Annotated in this window: 15 protein-coding genes; 13 read left to right on the top strand and 2 right to left on the bottom strand. The window is 65.1% G+C overall.

The features are described from left to right. Positions 1 to 30 precede the first annotated feature (30 nt). Both oadA and GRB80_RS13065 read left to right on the top strand, forming a co-directional pair. A complete protein-coding gene (gene oadA / locus GRB80_RS13070) occupies positions 31 to 1887 on the top strand; it encodes a sodium-extruding oxaloacetate decarboxylase subunit alpha (protein ID WP_161423860.1) in 1857 nt (618 codons plus the stop codon). A gap of 10 nt (positions 1888 to 1897) precedes the next feature. After that, positions 1898 to 3220, top strand: coding sequence for a sodium ion-translocating decarboxylase subunit beta (locus GRB80_RS13065; protein ID WP_161423859.1), 1323 nt, complete (start codon positions 1898 to 1900; stop codon positions 3218 to 3220). A gap of 87 nt (positions 3221 to 3307) precedes the next feature. On the opposite strand, the gene GRB80_RS13060 is transcribed toward GRB80_RS13065, so the two are convergent. Together GRB80_RS13060 and lexA are read right to left on the bottom strand one after the other, a co-directional pair. Further along, positions 3308 to 3928, bottom strand: coding sequence for an IMPACT family protein (locus GRB80_RS13060; protein WP_161423858.1), 621 nt, complete (start codon positions 3926 to 3928; stop codon positions 3308 to 3310). Continuing rightward, complete coding sequence (lexA, locus tag GRB80_RS13055; RefSeq protein ID WP_161423857.1) at positions 3928 to 4422, bottom strand: transcriptional repressor LexA; 495 nt, start codon at positions 4420 to 4422, stop codon at positions 3928 to 3930. Before lexA ends, GRB80_RS13060 begins: the two co-directional genes overlap by 1 nt. 190 nt (positions 4423 to 4612) lie before the next feature. Here lexA and ccmA point away from each other — a divergent pair, with 190 nt between their 5' ends. From ccmA to zipA, 11 genes are all read left to right on the top strand, one after another. After that, complete coding sequence (gene ccmA, locus GRB80_RS13050) at positions 4613 to 5257, top strand: cytochrome c biogenesis heme-transporting ATPase CcmA (protein ID WP_161423856.1); 645 nt, start codon at positions 4613 to 4615, stop codon at positions 5255 to 5257. Continuing rightward, complete coding sequence (gene ccmB, locus GRB80_RS13045; protein WP_374708586.1) at positions 5244 to 5981, top strand: heme exporter protein CcmB; 738 nt, start codon at positions 5244 to 5246, stop codon at positions 5979 to 5981. The genes ccmA and ccmB overlap by 14 nt, the downstream gene beginning before the upstream one ends. 33 nt (positions 5982 to 6014) lie before the next feature. Further along, the gene (locus GRB80_RS13040; RefSeq protein ID WP_161424352.1) at positions 6015 to 6755 is read left to right on the top strand and encodes a heme ABC transporter permease; all 741 of its coding nucleotides are present in this window, start codon (positions 6015 to 6017) and stop codon (positions 6753 to 6755) included. Further along, positions 6755 to 6973: a heme exporter protein CcmD gene (gene ccmD, locus GRB80_RS13035; protein WP_161423855.1), complete on the top strand. Its 219-nt coding sequence runs from the start codon at positions 6755 to 6757 to the stop codon at positions 6971 to 6973. Before GRB80_RS13040 ends, ccmD begins: the two co-directional genes overlap by 1 nt. Then, positions 6963 to 7466, top strand: a complete 504-nt coding sequence (gene ccmE, locus GRB80_RS13030) for a cytochrome c maturation protein CcmE (protein ID WP_161423854.1) — start codon at positions 6963 to 6965, stop codon at positions 7464 to 7466. The genes ccmD and ccmE overlap by 11 nt, the downstream gene beginning before the upstream one ends. 14 nt (positions 7467 to 7480) lie before the next feature. After that, a complete protein-coding gene (locus GRB80_RS13025; protein WP_161423853.1) occupies positions 7481 to 9487 on the top strand; it encodes a heme lyase CcmF/NrfE family subunit in 2007 nt (668 codons plus the stop codon). Beyond that, positions 9484 to 10017 (top strand): DsbE family thiol:disulfide interchange protein, encoded by a 534-nt coding sequence (locus tag GRB80_RS13020; protein WP_132042717.1) that lies wholly within the window; start codon positions 9484 to 9486, stop codon positions 10015 to 10017. Before GRB80_RS13025 ends, GRB80_RS13020 begins: the two co-directional genes overlap by 4 nt. Then, positions 10008 to 10493: a cytochrome c-type biogenesis protein gene (locus GRB80_RS13015; protein ID WP_161423852.1), complete on the top strand. Its 486-nt coding sequence runs from the start codon at positions 10008 to 10010 to the stop codon at positions 10491 to 10493. The genes GRB80_RS13020 and GRB80_RS13015 overlap by 10 nt, the downstream gene beginning before the upstream one ends. Next, on the top strand, positions 10490 to 11740 hold the full coding sequence (gene ccmI, locus GRB80_RS13010; protein WP_161423851.1) for a c-type cytochrome biogenesis protein CcmI: 1251 nt from the start codon (positions 10490 to 10492) through the stop codon (positions 11738 to 11740). The genes GRB80_RS13015 and ccmI overlap by 4 nt, the downstream gene beginning before the upstream one ends. 19 nt (positions 11741 to 11759) lie before the next feature. Further along, positions 11760 to 15251, top strand: coding sequence for a chromosome segregation protein SMC (smc, locus tag GRB80_RS13005; RefSeq protein WP_161423850.1), 3492 nt, complete (start codon positions 11760 to 11762; stop codon positions 15249 to 15251). A gap of 225 nt (positions 15252 to 15476) precedes the next feature. Beyond that, complete coding sequence (gene zipA, locus GRB80_RS13000) at positions 15477 to 16892, top strand: cell division protein ZipA (RefSeq protein ID WP_161423849.1); 1416 nt, start codon at positions 15477 to 15479, stop codon at positions 16890 to 16892. The last annotated feature ends 3 nt before the right edge of the window (positions 16893 to 16895 follow it).

Here is a 16895-nt window from a genome sequence, read left to right as displayed (position 1 = left end):
CACCACCAACCACAACTCCAAGGTCTCCCCATGACTGACAACGCTCGCCCGCTGGGCATCACCGATGTCGTCCTGCGCGACGCCCACCAGTCGCTGTTTGCTACCCGCATGCGTCTGGATGACATGCTTCCCATCGCCGAGAAGCTCGACCGTGTCGGCTTCTGGTCGCTGGAATCCTGGGGCGGGGCCACCTTCGACGCCTGTATCCGCTATCTCGGCGAGGATCCGTGGGAGCGGATACGGGCGTTGAAGGCCGCCATGCCCAATACTCCCCAGCAGATGCTGCTGCGTGGCCAGAACCTGCTTGGTTATCGCCATTACGCCGACGATGTGGTGGATCGCTTCGTCGAGCGCGCCAGGACCAATGGCGTCGATGTCTTCCGGGTCTTCGATGCCATGAACGATCCGCGCAACCTGGAGCGTGCCATTCAGGCGGTGCGCAAGGTCGAGGGTCATGCCCAGGGCACGCTCTCCTACACCGTGAGCCCGGTGCACACCCTGGATGGCTGGGTGGAGCTCGGCAAGACCATCGCCGACATGGGGGCAGACTCGCTCTGCATCAAGGACATGGCGGGGCTACTCAAGCCCTACGATGCCTATGAACTGGTCTCCAGGCTCAAGAAGGCCGTGGATCTTCCCATCCACATGCAGTGTCATGCCACCACCGGCATGTCCACCGCTACCGCCATCAAGGCCGCCGAGGCGGGCATCGACAACGTCGATACCGCCATCTCCTCGATGTCCATGACCTATGGTCACAGCCCCACCGAGTCCGTGGTGGCCATTCTCCAGGGCAGCGAGCGTGATACCGGCCTGGACCTCGAACTGCTCGAGGAGATCGCCGCTTACTTCCGCGAGGTGCGCAAGAAGTACGCCGCCTTCGAGGGTTCGCTGAAGGGCATCGATTCACGCATCCTGATCGCCCAGGTGCCGGGCGGCATGCTGACCAACATGGAGGGGCAGCTCAAGGAGCAGGGGGCCGGCGACAAGCTCGACGACGTCCTCCAGGAGATCCCGCGCGTGCGCGAGGACCTGGGCTTCATCCCGCTGGTCACCCCCACCTCCCAGATCGTCGGCACCCAGGCGGTGATGAACGTGATGATGGGGGAGCGTTACAAGTCGATCTCCAAGGAGGTCCAGGCGCTGCTCAAGGGTGAGTATGGTGCCGCCCCGGCGCCGTTCAACAAGGAGCTGCAGGCGCGCGTCCTGGAGGGAGGCGAGCCGATCACCTGCCGCCCGGCCGACAACCTGAGCCCCGAGATGGACAGGCTGGCCGCCGAGCTCAAGGAGAAGGCCAAGGCCGACGGCATCCGCCTGGCCGAAGGCGAGCGCGAGATCGACGACGTGCTGACCTATGCGCTCTTCCCCCAGATCGGCCTGAAGTTCCTCGCCAACCGCGATAACCCCGACGCCTTCGAACCGACCCCTCAGGCACCAGGCAGTGAGAGCCCCGGTGCCAGTGCCAACCTGCCGGCCGCTTCACAGCAGGGCGGGGCAGGGGCCAAGGCGCCGGTTTCCGGCCCAGAGACCTACACCGTCAAGGTCAACGGCAAGGCCTACGTGGTCGAGGTCGCCGAAGGCGGCGAGGTCGGCGCCATTCAGGAGCAGGCCGCACCGGCTGCCGCCGCCTCTGCCCCTGTTGCGAGCGGCGAAGCGTCGCCCGGCGAAGCGTCGCCCGGCGAGACGATCAGTGCCCCCCTGGCCGGCAATATCTTCAAGGTCAACGTGCGTGAGGGTGACAGCGTCGCCGAGGGTGATGTGGTGATCATCCTCGAGGCGATGAAGATGGAGACCGAGGTGCGTGCCTCGAGCGCCGGCACCGTTTCCGCCGTCAAGGTCGGCGAGGGCGACAGCGTCGCCGTCGGTGACGTGCTGATCGAGCTCTAAGGGACCCGTCATGGAGAAACTACTGACACTCTGGTACGGCTCGGGGGTCTATAACCTGACCCCGGGCCAGGCCGTGATGATTCTGGTCGGCATGTTGCTGCTCTATCTGGCCATCGCCAAGAAGTTCGAGCCGCTGCTGCTGGTACCGATCGGCTTCGGTGGCATTCTGGCCAATATTCCCGAGGCGGGCCTGGCGCTGTCGGCGCTGGACCAGGCCATCGAGGTGGCCAAACCGGCGGTGCTGGAGCGGATCGCCGGGGCCCTCGGGGTGGCCCTCGACCCTCAGGCGAGCGTCGAGGCGTGGCGCGAGCTCCTCAAGGGGGTGGTCGAGGAGGAGGCCACGGCGGATGCGCTGCGCGCGGGTCGCGATGTGGCAGCCAGCGTCGGCTACGGTGACGGCATGCTCTACAGCTTCTACAAGGTTGCCATCGCCTCCGGTATCGCTCCGTTGATCATCTTCATGGGCGTGGGGGCGATGACCGACTTTGGGCCGCTGCTGGCCAATCCGCGTACCCTTTTCCTGGGGGCGGCCGCGCAGTTCGGCATCTTCGCCACCCTGTTCGGGGCGGTGGGGCTCTCGTCGCTGGGGGTGATGGATTTCTCGCTCAACCAGGCCGCCGCCATCGGCATCATCGGTGGCGCCGACGGCCCCACCTCGATCTATGTGTCGAGCGTGCTGGCCCCGGAGCTGCTGGGGGCGATCGCCGTGGCGGCCTACGCCTACATGGCGCTGGTGCCGCTGATCCAGCCGCCGATCATGCGGCTGCTGACCAGCCAGAAGGAGCGCGAGATCACCATGACCCAGCTGCGGCCGGTGTCGAAGCGCGAGAAGATCGCCTTCCCCATCGCCATCCTGCTGCTGGTCGCCTTCTTCCTGCCCGATGCGGCGCCGCTGCTGGGGATGTTCTGCTTCGGCAACCTGATGCGCGAGTGCGGGGTAGTGGAGCGCCTCTCGGACACGGCACAGAATGCCCTGATCAATATTGTCACCATCATTCTGGGCCTCTCGGTGGGCTCCAAGCTGATGGCCGACAGTTTCCTGGCCGTGGAGACACTCGGGATCCTGGCCCTGGGCATCGTGGCCTTCGGAATCGGCACCTGCGCCGGCGTGCTGATGGCCAAGCTGCTGAACGTGGTCAGCCGTGTACCGATCAACCCGTTGATCGGCTCGGCGGGTGTCTCGGCGGTACCGATGGCGGCCCGGGTCTCCAACAAGGTGGGGCTCGAGGCCAACCCGCACAACTTCCTGCTGATGCATGCCATGGGGCCCAATGTGGCCGGGGTGATCGGCTCGGCGGTGGCCGCGGGGGTGATGATCAAGTACCTCGGCTGATGATGGCATCGGCCATGCGAGTGAAAGGCGCCTGCGGGCGCCTTTCTTTTTTTCGGATGCCTTTCTGCATGCCTTTCCGAGTCTTGACTAATCGTCGGCGAGAATTTCGAGGTTGCCACGCAGCCGCGAGGCCAGCGGACTCAGGTCGACCTCGACATCGCTTGGCCAGCCAACGGTCAGCCAGACACCATCGGCGGCGTAATCGGCCTCTTCCACCGGGGTCCGGCGCTCGCTCAGCCAGCCGCGCGCCTCGGCCTCGCCCGAGAAGTCGACCCGGAGCCTCAGGGAGGTGCGCTCGACCACCTCGCGACGGGGCAGCACCTCCAGTGCCTGGGAGACGGCCTGGGCGTAGGCTCGGGCCAGTCCGCCGGTGCCTAGCTTGGTGCCGCCGAAGTAGCGAATGACCACGCAGCCCGCCTGACCCAGCCCGGAGCCCTCGAGCACCTGAAACATGGGGCGCCCGGCGGTTCCGCCGGGTTCGCCATCATCGGAGAAGCCAATGGCCGCCTGCTCACCGGGAGGTCCGGCGATAAAGGCGGTGCAGTGGTGGCTGGCGCTGGGGTGGCGCTCGCGCGCCTGCTCCAGCAGCGCCTCGAAGTCGGCGATGGTCGGGGCATGGCAGAGCCAGGTGATAAAGCGGCTCCTCTCCACCTCCAGTTCGCTCTCCTGCCATTCGCCGGGGGGCAGATCGGGTACCGGGTAACGCATCAGGCGGCCAGCTCGCCCTGACGTACCACGCCCATCACCATCCCCAGCACCTGGATATCGCTGTTCTTCAGGAAAATGGGGGCCATCTGCCGGTTGGCGGGTTGCAGACGCACGCCGGACTTTTCGATATAGAGCTTCTTCAGGGTGACCTCCTGGCCATTGATCATTACCACCGCGGTCTCGCCATTCTCCGCGCTTTCGCACTGTTCGATAATGATCACATCTCCATCGAAGATGTTGCAATCGATCATGGAGTCGCCACACACCCGTAGGGCGTAGGTGTTGCGACGCACCATGCGACGAGGAACGCGAATATGGCTGACGCTGGGGCAGGCCTCGATAGGCATCCCCGCCGCGATGCTGCCCAGCAGGGGGATGTCGACCATTTCCTCGAGTGCGTCCTGGGGATCGCCGGGAAGAGGGCAGGGCGACCACGCCTCGGCGAGGCGCCGGTTGGGGTGACGTATCATGTACCGCGTGCTGGCCTCGAACATGGCATACCTCCTGTTGAAACATACAGTGTTTAGAGAGCATAGCAGGGACGCCAAATCTGGCAAGGTGAGTAATCGACGATGCGCTTGATGCACGTCAACTGCGACCGGCCGACGCGGTACCCCTCTCTGGCAGGAAAAGGGCTTTACGTGTAGAGTCTCGGGCCAAACTACCCATCCACCGGAGTGTGTCTTGACCCTGCGCCTGCAAGCTAGTGACCTGGCCTGTGAACGGGATGACCGGTGGCTGTTCAAGGACCTCGACCTCGATATTCGAGGGGGCGAGATCGTGCGCGTTGAGGGCCCCAACGGCAGCGGCAAGACCACCCTGCTCAAGATCCTCTCCGGGCAGCTCGCCGACTATCAGGGTGAGCTGTTCTGGAACGAGCGTCCGATGCGCCAAGCGCGCCAGGCCTTCCTCGAGAATCTGCTCTATCTGGGCCATGCCCCAGGTGTGAAGGCGGCCCTGACGCCGCTGGAGAATCTCGCCTGGTATCAGGCGCTGGCCGGTGAGCCGGTTCAGGAGCCAACGCGACTGGCGGCCCTGGAGGCGGTGGGGCTGGCTGGCTTCGAGGATCTTCCCGCAGGTCAGCTCTCTGCCGGTCAGCAGCGCCGGGTGGCGCTGGCCCGACTGGAACTGACGCCGCGGCCACTATGGGTACTCGATGAACCCTTCACCGCCATCGATCGCGAAGGCGTCGAGGCGCTGGAGGCTCGCCTGGTGACACATGCCCGCTCGGGCGGGTGTGTGTTGGTGACCACCCACCATGAACTCAAGGCTTCACATCAGCTGCGGCATATTCGTCTCGGTCGGGGAGGACAGGATGCCGAGCATTGACACGCGTATGAGCGAGGGGCGTCAAGGCAGCGACGGGGAACCTCGCGGCGGTCTGCTGGTCGCAGTCTGGGCAACACTCAAGCGTGATCTGACCCTGCTGATGCGTCGGCGTAGCGAGGTACTCAACCCGCTGGTGTTCTTCGCCCTGGTGATTACGCTGTTTCCGATCGGCATCTCGCCGGACCCGGAGTTGTTGGCGACCATCGCCCCCGGGCTGCTGTGGGTGGCGGCGCTGCTGGCGGCACTGTTGTCACTGGACAGTCTGTTTCGCAGCGATTACGAGGATGGCTCCCTCGAGCAGCTGTTGCTGACCCCGCAGCCGCTGGCCATGCTGGGGCTCGCCAAGGTGGCGGTGCACTGGCTGCTGACCGGCCTGCCCCTGGCGCTGATGGCACCACTGCTGGGCATCATGCTGGCGCTGCCGTCAGGGAGCTATCTGATTCTGGCTTTTTCCCTGGCCCTGGGCACTGCCAGCCTGAGTCTTATCGGCGCCATCGGCGCGGCACTCACCGTGGGGTTGTCACGTGGTGGGGTGCTGCTGTCACTGCTGGTGCTGCCACTCTATATCCCGGTGCTGATCTTCGGTGCCGGAGCGGTACAAGCGGCAATCATGGGGGATGGCGCCGCGGCGCATCTGGCGATCCTGGGGGCCCTGCTGGCCCTGTCACTGATGCTGGCTCCCTGGGCGATCGCGGCATCGCTGCGCATCAGCATCAACGGTTGAACGTTCAAGCGAGAGACGCAATCAATGGGCAAGATCTGGTCCTTTATTCACAAGCTTGGTTCGCCCAAATGGTTCTACGGCATCAGTGCACGCCTGATGCCGTGGTTCTGGACCGCCGCCGTGATATTACTCCTGGCAGGCAGCGTCTGGGGGCTGGTCTTCGCTCCTCAGGACTATCAGCAGGGTAACAGCTTCCGCATCATCTACGTGCATGTGCCGGCGGCCTTCCTCGCCCAGTCGATCTTCGTCAGCATGGCGGTAGCGGGGCTGATCTTCATGGTCTGGAAGATCAAGGTCGCCGACATGGCGGCGGCGATGATGGCGCCGCTGGGGGCCTCCATGACCTTTATCGCGCTGTTCTCCGGGGCGGTGTGGGGCGTGCCCACCTGGGGGACCTGGTGGATGTGGGACGCACGCCTGACCTCGATGCTGATCCTGTTGTTCCTCTACCTGGGCGTCATCGCTCTGCGTGGCGCCTTCTCCAGTCGTGACAGCGGCTCGCGGGCGGCCTCGGTGCTGGCCATGGTCGGGGTGATCAATATCCCGATCATCAAGTACTCGGTGGACTGGTGGTACACCCTGCACCAGCCGGCCACCTTCAGCGTGACCTCGCGTCCGGCGATGCCGGTGGAGATGTGGGCGCCGCTGCTGATCATGGTACTGGGGTTCTACTGTTTCTTTATCGCCGTCACCCTGATGCGCACGCGCAGCGAGATTTTGCGTCGTGAATCGAACAAGCGTTGGGTGCGCGAACTCGCCGGAGACCAGGGCTGATGGCTTTCGATTCCTTCCAGGACTTTCTCGCGATGGGGGGGCATGCCCCCTATGTATGGGCCAGCTGGGGCGTGACCGGTGCCCTGCTGATCGGCATTGTGCTGCACGCCAGGGCGGAGCGCCGCCGACTGCTGCGCTTGCTCCAGCGTCGCCGTCGCCGTCAGGCCGCGACAAACCAGACTTCACACCGAACGGGGGGAGAACGCCATGAGGCCTAAACGCAGACAGAAACTCTATCTGTCGCTGGGGTTGATCGCACTGGCGGCCATCGCCGTGGGGCTGACCCTCTATGCCCTGCGCAGCAATATCAACCTGTTTTTCAGCCCGGTCCAGATCGCCGCTGGAGATGCGCCCTTCGAGCGTCAGATTCGCGCCGGTGGCATGGTCAAGGAGGGCACCGTGGCCCGGGATCCTGAGAGCCTCGACGTCGAGTTCATGGTGACCGACTATGTCGATGATCTCGAGGTTCGATATAGCGGTATTCTTCCCGACCTGTTTCGCGAGGGGCAGGGGGTGGTGGTGGTCGGTGAGCTGCAGCCCGAAGGGTGGCTGCGCGCAGACCAGGTGCTGGCGCGCCACGACGAGAACTATATGCCCCCCGAGGTGGCCCAGGCCCTGGAAGAGGCCGGCTACTCGCCGGAGGACTACCAGGCCAAGGCCGCCGAAGTGGGTGCGCGTATGGACGCCAAGCAGCAAGGCGCTAGCCAGTAACGAGCGGAGACCCCATGCAGATTCTGATGATCCCCGAGATCGGCCACTATGCCCTGGTGATCGCCATGCTGATGGCCACCGTGCAGGGTGTGTTGCCATTGGCGGGTGCGGCCACTCGCCGCCCGTTATGGATGGCCTATGCCCGGCCCATGGCGGCCGGACAGCTGCTGTTCGTGGCCATCGCCTACGCCTGCCTGACGGCCAGCTACATGCTGGATGACTTCAGCGTGACCAACGTGGCCAACAACTCCAACTCCATGCTGCCCTGGTACTACAAGCTCAGCGCCGTATGGGGCAACCATGAGGGCTCGGTATTGCTGTGGAGCCTGATGTTGGCGGCCTGGGGCTATTTCGCCGCGCGTTTCTCACGCGAACTGCCCCGCGATATGATGGCGCGGGTGCTGGGGGTGCTGGGCCTGGTCGGCATGGGCTTTCTGGCCTTCGTGCTGATCACCTCGAATCCCTTCGAAAGGCTATTACCCGGCGTTCCGGCCGATGGTGCCGACCTCAATCCGCTGCTTCAGGATATTGGTCTGATCATGCACCCGCCAATGCTCTACATGGGCTATGTGGGCTTCTCGGTGGTCTTTGCCTTCGCCATTGCCGCCCTGCTGGGGGGGCGTCTGGATGCCGCCTGGGCACGCTGGGCCCGCCCCTGGACCAACCTCGCCTGGGCCTTCCTGACCGTGGGCATCGCCCTGGGCAGCTGGTGGGCCTACTACGAGCTGGGCTGGGGCGGTTGGTGGTTCTGGGATCCGGTAGAGAACGCCTCGCTACTGCCCTGGCTGACCGGCACGGCGCTGATGCACTCGCTGGCGGTGACCGAGAAGCGTGGCGTCTTCAAGAGCTGGACCCTGCTGCTGGCGATTTTCACCTTCTCGCTGTCGCTATTGGGCACCTTCCTGGTGCGTTCTGGGGTGCTCACCTCGGTGCATGCCTTCGCCAATGACCCCACCCGTGGTCAGTTCATCCTGATGTTGCTGGGCATCACCGTGGGCCTGTCGTTGCTGGTGTTCGCGCTGCGGGCGCCGCGAGTCGGCCACAAGGTGGGCTTCACCTGGCTCTCCCGGGATGCCCTGCTGCTGATCAACAACATCCTGCTGGTGATCATGACGATCACCGTACTGATGGGCACCGTTTATCCGCTGCTGCTCGACGCCCTGGACCTGGGCAAGATCAGCGTCGGCCCTCCCTATTTCAATGCACTCTTCGTACCGCTTACGCTGGTGCTGGCGCTGTTTATGGGGCTGGGGCCGGTAGCGCGCTGGAAGCAGACGCCGGTTCGCCTGCTGGTCAGGCGGCTATGGCTCGCCGCCGTGGGTGCTGTGGTGCTGGGGGTAACACTGCCGCTGCTGTTTGCCGAGCGGTGGAGCCCGGCGGTTGCCCTGGGCCTGGTGGCGGCGCTATGGATCGTGCTGCCGATGCTGCGTGACCTCTTCGAGAAGACCCGTAACGCAAGCTCCGTGGGGGCCGGGCTGAAGAAGCTGTCACTGGCCTACTGGGGCATGCAGCTTGGCCACCTGGGTGTCGCGGTGAGCATCGTCGGAGTGGCGGTGGTCTCCAACTACAGCATCGAGCAGAACGTGCGCATGGCGCCGGGCGACAGCGTCGAGGTGGCGGGCTACACCTTCATCATGAACGAGCTCTCCCATCGTGAGGGAGCCAACTTCGTGGCCGACCGAGCGAACATCTCGGTACAGCGGGGTGACAGCCGCCGCAGCTTCACGATGAATCCCGAGAAGCGTCTCTATCTGGCGACACGCATGCCGATGTCCCAGGTGGCGCTGCGCCCCGGCTTTTTGCGTGACCTCTACGTGGCCATGGGCGAGGACCTGGGAGACGGTAGCTGGGCACTGAGGGTGCAGTACAAGCCCTTTGTTCGCTGGCTGTGGCTGGGAGGGCTGCTGATGGCCTTCGGAGGTGTGCTGGCGGTGGCCGACAAGCGCTATCGCCGATTGGCTACCGCGCCCGACCCCGAGTCCCGGGCGCTCGGCACGACCCGGCGGGAGGCCAATGCATGAATCGTCGTCTGCTTCTGCTGCTGCCGCTCGCCGGCTTCCTGGCCCTGGCGGTGTTCCTCTACCAGGGGCTCTCCCTGAACCCCTTCCATCGCGAGTCGGCGTTGATGGCGCGCGACTTTCCCGAGTTCGATCTGGCGACCCTCAAGGCGCCCGAGCGACGGGTCAACCGCGACTTGTTGACCACCGGCGAACTGACCCTGGTCAACGTCTGGGGGGAGTGGTGCCCCGAATGCAAGCGCGAGATGCCTCAGCTGCTCGATCTCGCCGAGCGCCATGACATACGCCTGGTGGGCGTCAGCTGGAAGGATACCCGGGAGAAGGCGCTGGGCTTTCTGGAGGAGTTCGGTGACCCTTTCGAGGTCAATATCTTCGATCCCGAAAACAAGCTGGCCTTCGAGCTCGGCGTCTATGGCGCCCCCGAAACCTTCCTGGTGGACGGTGACGGGGTGATTCGCTATCACCACACCGGCTACATCGCGCCCAACGATGTTGCCGAGACGATCCTTCCGGAGGTGGAGCAATGGCGTTGATGCGACGAGATCCGCTGATTTTGGTGGCCGGCCTGTTCTTGCTGTTGATGGCCGGGCTAGCGCAGGCTGCCGCCATCGAGGTGCGCGAGTTCGACGACCCGGTACTCGAGAAACGTTATCGCGATATCACCGCCTCCCTGCGCTGCCCGACCTGTCAGAATCAGGCCATTAATGATTCCGATGCCCCGGTCGCCGGTGATATGCGCGATCGCGTCTACCAGCTGTTGATGGATGGGCGGGCCGATATCGAGATCCGGAACCATATGGTGGAGCGCTTCGGAGACTATGTGCTCTATAACCCGCGCCTCGAGGGCCGCACCTTCCTGTTGTGGGGCCTGCCCGTAGTTCTGGGTCTGCTTGGCCTGGTGCTGGTGGGTCTGCTGGTGCGCGCCCGTCGCAACGCCTCCAACAGGGCGCTCTCAGCCGAGGAGCGCGCCCGCCTGGATGCCCTGACCAACCGCGAGAGAACCGAATGACTCTGCTGTGGATCGCCTTTGCCTTGTTGTTGCTACCGGCCCTTTGGCTGCTGGTAGCGCCGCTGAAGCGAGCTCGCGCGCTGCACGATGCCCAGCGCGATCATGAGGTCAACGATCGCTCGGCCGACCAGAACGTGGCCATCTACCAGCGCCGCCTGGCGTCCCTGGATGCGGCTCTGGAGCGTGGCGATACCGACGAGGCGAGCTACCAGGAGGATCGCCTGGCACTCGAGCGTGGCCTCCTCGAGGATACCGAGCGCCTAAAGCGCGCTCCGCTCAAGCCGTCGGCCGCCGGGCGCTTGGCAGTTCCGTTGGTGATGCTGGGTGTCGTGGTGGCCAGTGCGCTCTGGTATCAGCGGCAGGGTGCCGAGGGCGATCTGGCGTTGCTCGCGGTGCAGGAGGAGGTCATGACTCACCCCGAGGGCTCGGCACAGATGCTAATCGAACGCCTCGAGGAGCAGGCCGCACGCCAGCCGGACAACCCCAATGTCTGGGGCATGCTCTTTCCCCTCTATCGGGATGGCGGCCAGGGCCAGCAGGCCATCGATGCCCTGGAGCGACTGATCGAGATCGAGGGTCGCCAGCCCGCGCTGCTGGCACAGCTGGCCCAGATCGAATTCTTCGTCGCTGGCCGCCAGTTGACCGACCGTGTTCAGTCACTGGTCGACGAGACCCTGGCACTCAATGCCAGCCAACCCACGGTGCTTGGCCTGCTGGGGATCGAGGCCTTCGACCGTGGTGCCTACCAGGAAGCCATCAACAACTGGCGACGCGCCATCGCCGGCATGAACGACCCCGCTACCGGCGAGGCCCTGCGCCAGGGTATCCAGATCGCCCAGCAGCGCCTCGGTCAGGCCCCCGAGGATGATCCGCTGGCCGACACCGAGCCGCAGGGTCCGGGCATCCTCGCCCGGGTTCGCCTGGATGACGAGCTCGCTGGCCGTCTCGACGACACGACCCCGGTGTTCGTGGTGGCCCGAGACATGGCCGGTGAACTGCCGCCACTGGCTGTGGCACGACTGACACTGGGCGAGCTGCCGACCGAGCTGGTGCTCGATCGCCGCCATGCCATGTCGCCCCAGGCCAATCTCGCCCAGGTGGATGAAGCGCGACTGGTGGTTCGTGTCTCGTCGAGTGGGCAGGCCACGCCTCAGGCCGGGGACATGTTCGGCGAGCGTACCGACGTGGCCGTGGGGGAGACCGACGGCGAGCCGGTCGAGGTCGTGATCGATCGCGTCGTCGAATGAGCCGGTGGGGTAGCCGACGATGCGTTTGACATCGATACGCCTGGTGGGCTTCAAGTCCTTTGTCGATCCGGTCACGGTCCCCTTCGACAGCAACATGACCGCCATCGTCGGGCCCAATGGCTGCGGCAAGTCCAATATCATCGACGCCGTGCGCTGGGTAATGGGCGAGTCGTCGGCCAAGACTCTACGCGGCGAGTCGATGGCCGATGTCATCTTCAACGGCTCCACCGGCCGCAAGCCGGTGGGGCAGGCCGCCATTGAGCTGCATTTCGATAATCGTGACGGTGCCATGGGTGGCCCCTATGCCCAGTATGCCGAGATCGCGGTTAGGCGCCAGGTGACTCGCGAAGGACAGTCGAGCTATTTCTTCAACGGCCAGAAGTGCCGTCGTCGGGATATTGCCGACCTCTTCCTGGGGACCGGGCTCGGTCCACGCTCCTACGCGATCATCGGCCAGGGCATGATTTCACGGCTGATCGAGGCGCGCCCCGAGGAGCTGCGCGCCACCCTCGAGGAAGCGGCAGGCATCTCCAAATACAAGGAGCGGCGCCGCGAGACCGAGAACCGCATGCGCCGCACCCAGGATAACCTCGAGCGTCTCGAGGATATCCGGGAGGAGCTCGACAAGCAGCTCGAGCGCCTGAAGCGTCAGGCCGAGGCGGCGCGCCGCTACCAGCAGCTCAAGAATGACGAACATCGCGTCAAGGGCGAGCTGGCCCTGCTGCGGGCACGGGCTTTGCGGGCCAGCCAGGGCGAGGAGGAGAGCCGCGTCGCCGAGCTCGAGACCGCCGTGGAGCGCGAGGTGCTGGGGTTGCGCCAGTGCGAGAACCGCCTGGAAGAGGCGCGGGCCGACCACGATCGCCTCGCTTCCGAACTCGACGCCGAACAGTCGCGATTCTTCGAGACCACCACCGCCATTGCTCGCCTGGAACAGGATCTGGAGCATGGCCGTACCCGTGATGCGCAGCTGGCCCGTGACCTCGAGGCGGGGCGTCGTGAGCTTGCCGACCTCGACCGCCTCGGCGAGAACGATGGCGAGCGCCTGGTCAGCCTGGATGAGCGCCTGGCGACCCTTGTTCCCGAAAGGGAGGAGCTCGCCGAACGTCTCGAGGAGCTCGAAGCCGCACTGGAGGAGGCCGAGCCCGAAGCGGAGGAGGCCGACAGCGCCTGGGAGGCGTTCGGCGAGCGCTGGCGCGAACAGAGTCGAGACGCCGAGCGTTGCCAGGATCGCCTGCGCGGGCTGGAATCGCGTCTGGAGGGGCTCGATGCCGACCTGATGCGACGCCGCCAGCAGCAGCAGGAGCTGCCCGATCTCCAGGCGTTGACTGCCCAGCGCGGTGAAATCGCCGAACAGCTGGCCGAGATCGAGCTCGAGCGCGAGGCTCTCGAAGGGCGTCGCGAGGCCCTCGCCGAAGCCCGAGACTTGGCCCGTGAGGCATCGCGCGCCGCAGAAGCCGGGCGAGAGGAGGAGCGCCAGGCGCGTAGCGAGCTGGCCGGTGAGCTGGCCTCGCTGGAGGCGCTGATCGAGGCAGGGCTGGCCGACCACGATGACGCCCTGGAGGCGCATCTCGCCGAACATGGCCTTGGAGAGGCGCCGCGTCTTGGCGAGTGCCTCACGGTGGCCCCCGGCTGGGAGGCGGCCGTCTCCTGGGTGTTGGCCCCCTGGCTGCGCGCCCGGGTCGCCCCCCTTGAGGGGCGCCTCGAGGCCCTGGTGACCACACCGGGGGAGCTTGGGCTGATCGACGCGAATGAGCCCCGGGTCGCATCAGAGAACCTGGCCGCCAAGGTTGAGGGTGCCGGGGCTGCCGCCCAGTGGCTGGCGGCGGTGTGCTGTGTCGAAAGTCGCGATGAGGCCTGGAGTCGACGTGATGAGCTGGGGCCAGGGGAGAGCCTGATCACCGCCGATGGTCTGTGGCTGGGCCGTGGCTGGGCGCGTCAGCGCGTCAGTGGTGATGGCCCGGATGCCCTGCTGGTGAGCCGGCGTCGACAGGGAGAGGTCCGCGAGGCGCTCGACCGGGTCGAGGCACGCCTGGCCGATCATGAGGCAAGCCTGACATTGGCCAATGAGCGCGCCGAGAGAACCGAGGCCGACCTCGAGGCGTGTCGCCAGGCGGAGCGTGACCTCGAGCGACGCTATCAGCAGCTCGCCGTCCAGGATAGTGGCCTGAGCAGTCGGCTGGAGCATCTGCAGGGACGCTTCGCAGAGTTGGCGGAGGAGCTCGCCGGTCTGGGGGAGTCACGCGAAGAGGCCCGCCTGGCCATCGACGAGGTGCGCGAGCAGTGGCAGGCCGCCATGGAGCGTCTGGAGGCCGGCGCCGATCACCGTGAGCGGCTGGAGAGAGAGCGTCAGGCGGCACGCGAGCGGTTGGGTAGCCTGCGCGCGCAGCAGCGCCCCCTGGCCGAGCAGTTGCAGCGTCTGGCACTGGAGCAGGAACGCCTGGTGGCCGAGCGAGCCGGCCTGGCCGAGCAACGGGAGCGTGCCGGCGAGAGCCGTCAGCGACTCCAGGAGCGCCTCGCGGAGCTGGAAGAGAAGCGCGAGCTGCTCAGCGAGCCGGAGGAGGAGCGCCGTGAGCGCCTGGAGGAGCTGCTCGACCGGCGTGAGCGCGAGGAGCGTAGTCTCAATGCGGTGCGCGCGCGTGCCGCCGAGCTGGTCGAGCGGCTGCGCGAGGACGAGCAGGCACGCCAGTCCCACGAGCGGGCACTGGAGGGTATCCGCGAGCGCCTGCAGGAGTCGCGCATGCAGGTTCAGGCGCTGCGTCTCAAGGCCGAGGGGCAGGATGAACAGCTGCGGGAGCTGGGGCATGACGAGCGCCAGCTGTCCGAGACGCTGGACCCCGCCGCCACCGAATCCGCCTGGCAGGCACGCCTGGAGCAGCTTGCCGAGCGCATTCGTCGCCTGGGTGCCATCAACCTGGCGGCCATCGAGGAGTATGACCAGCAGGCCGAGCGCCGCGACTATCTGGAGGCGCAGCACGCCGAGCTGAGCGAAGCGCTGGAGACCCTCGATCGCGCCATTCGGCGCATCGACCAGGAAACCCGCAGTCGTTTCCGTGATACCTTCGAACGGGTCAATACGGGGCTGCAATCGCTTTTTCCCAGAGTCTTCGGTGGCGGGACCGCATGGTTGACGCTGACCGGTGAGGATTTGCTGGAGACGGGAGTGGCGATCATGGCGCGGCCCCCGGGCAAGAAGAACAGCACTATTCATCTGCTCTCGGGTGGCGAAAAGGCGTTGACGGCCCTGTCGCTGGTCTTCTCCATCTTCCAGCTCAATCCTGCCCCCTTCTGTATGCTCGACGAGGTGGACGCCCCACTGGATGATGCGAATGTGGGGCGCTATGCCCGGTTGGTGAAGGAGATGTCCGAGAGCGTGCAGTTCATCTATATCACCCACAACAAGATCGCCATGGAGGCCGGCGAGAGGTTGATGGGAGTGACGATGCAGGAGCCGGGGGTGTCACGATTGGTCGCGGTGGATGTCGAGGAAGCCGCGGCGCTGGCCGAGGCTTGAACGCTTGAAGGAAGCGTCGAAAAGGGGTAACAAGGAAAGATTATATGTTGCAGTGCATGGAAGCAGGGGAATTATCGAAGGGCGATTGCAAGGGGCGAGTCAAGCTTGTCTTGATAGATCACCGATGCTTGACAAATAAAAAAATTAGCTCCTTTTTCGGCAATCGCGCTATGCTGGTGACAAACACGCATCTGGCATGGCGCCCTAGCGAAAGGCTGACGATCCATGGAACTTAGAGAGTGGCTGATCATCCTGGGGTTGGCGTTGGTAACCCTTATCGTGGTGGATGGAGTGCGGCGTCTGCAGCGTCAACGACGAACCCCACGCCTCGATGAGGTGGCGGAGGACGCCCTTGGCACCGACCCCGACGAAGCGGCCCGCAAGGCCGAGGTTAACTGGGAATTGCCCAATGGAGGGGCGCGGGTCGTCAGACCTGCAGACTACGGCCATGTGCAGCCCAAACCCAAGTTGGAGCGCCAGGAACATCCTGGTCCATCGCGGGTGCTTTCCAGCTGGAAGGCCTCTACCTCTCGGGAGGGAGAGGCCGCGTCAGAGTCTGCCGAGCCGATGACGTCGCCAGCCAGCAGTTTCGCCACACAGGGTGATTTTCATGCGGAGGAGCGTCTTGAACCAACGCTTGCCTCGTTGGATGACACGTCCCAGGACGTTTCTGCGCCTGCGTCCGATGAGGGGAGGGCAGAGTTTGGCCCTTCGCATCGTTCTACCGAGCCGCTGGTTGCCGACCCACAGGATCATGACAGTGTCGACGAAGATGAGCACTATCGCCTGGTGGATTTCGACGGCATGGGTGACTCCCTGAAGAGCGGTTCGAAGCGCATGGGGAGCTCGGTTCAGCGCTTCGGTGCTTCGCTGCAGAAGAATCTGGCCGAGCGCCGTGAGCAGAAGCGTGTGGACAGGGCGCGACGTGAGGAGGAGCGCAAGGAAGAGAAGGCACGCAAGCTGGCCGATGAGGCCGAACGCAAGCGTCAGGCCCAGGCCGAAGCGGAATCTGCCCGTGGTGCCGAGCGCCGTCGCCTGGCGTCCGAAGCGGAAGCAAACGAAGCGGCGGCGGTATCCGCCGAGGAGAAGGCCTTCGAGGCACCCCGCCACAGCGACAAGGTACGTGTCCATCCGGTGCTGGAAAAGGCGCTACGCCACGATGTGAGTGCGGAACATGCCCGACTGACGCTCAGCCAGTCCGAGGAGATTATCGTCATCTCGGTCATGGCCCGTGACGAGGAGGGGTTCTCCGGAACCGCTCTACTCGATCTGATGCTTGCCTGTGGCCTGCGCTACGATCGCGAGATGGGCATCTTCCATCGCTTCGAGACCGAGGACCCCGAGAGCCGTCTGCAGTTCTCCATGGTCAATGTGGTCAAGCCCGGGACCTTCCCCATTGAGGCGATCGATGATTTCCGCACGCCGGGCATCACGTTGCTGATGCCGCTGCCGGGAGCCGAGGACAGCGGTGCCGCCTTCGAGGCGATGGTCGAGACCGCCATGGTCATCGTGCGACACCTGGGCGGCGAGCTGAAGGACGAACACCAGAGCGTGATGACCGCCCAGACGGTGGAGTTCGCTCGACAGCGTGTTCAGGACTTCGTGCGCCGCAACCGCCTGCATCGCTATCAGGTGAATTAATGC

The sequence above is a fragment of the Halomonas icarae genome (genome assembly GCF_009901955.1).
Lineage (GTDB): Bacteria > Pseudomonadota > Gammaproteobacteria > Pseudomonadales > Halomonadaceae > Halomonas > Halomonas icarae.
The sequence above is the reverse complement of the archived record's forward strand: the minus strand, read 5'-3'. Positions and strand labels throughout refer to the sequence as shown.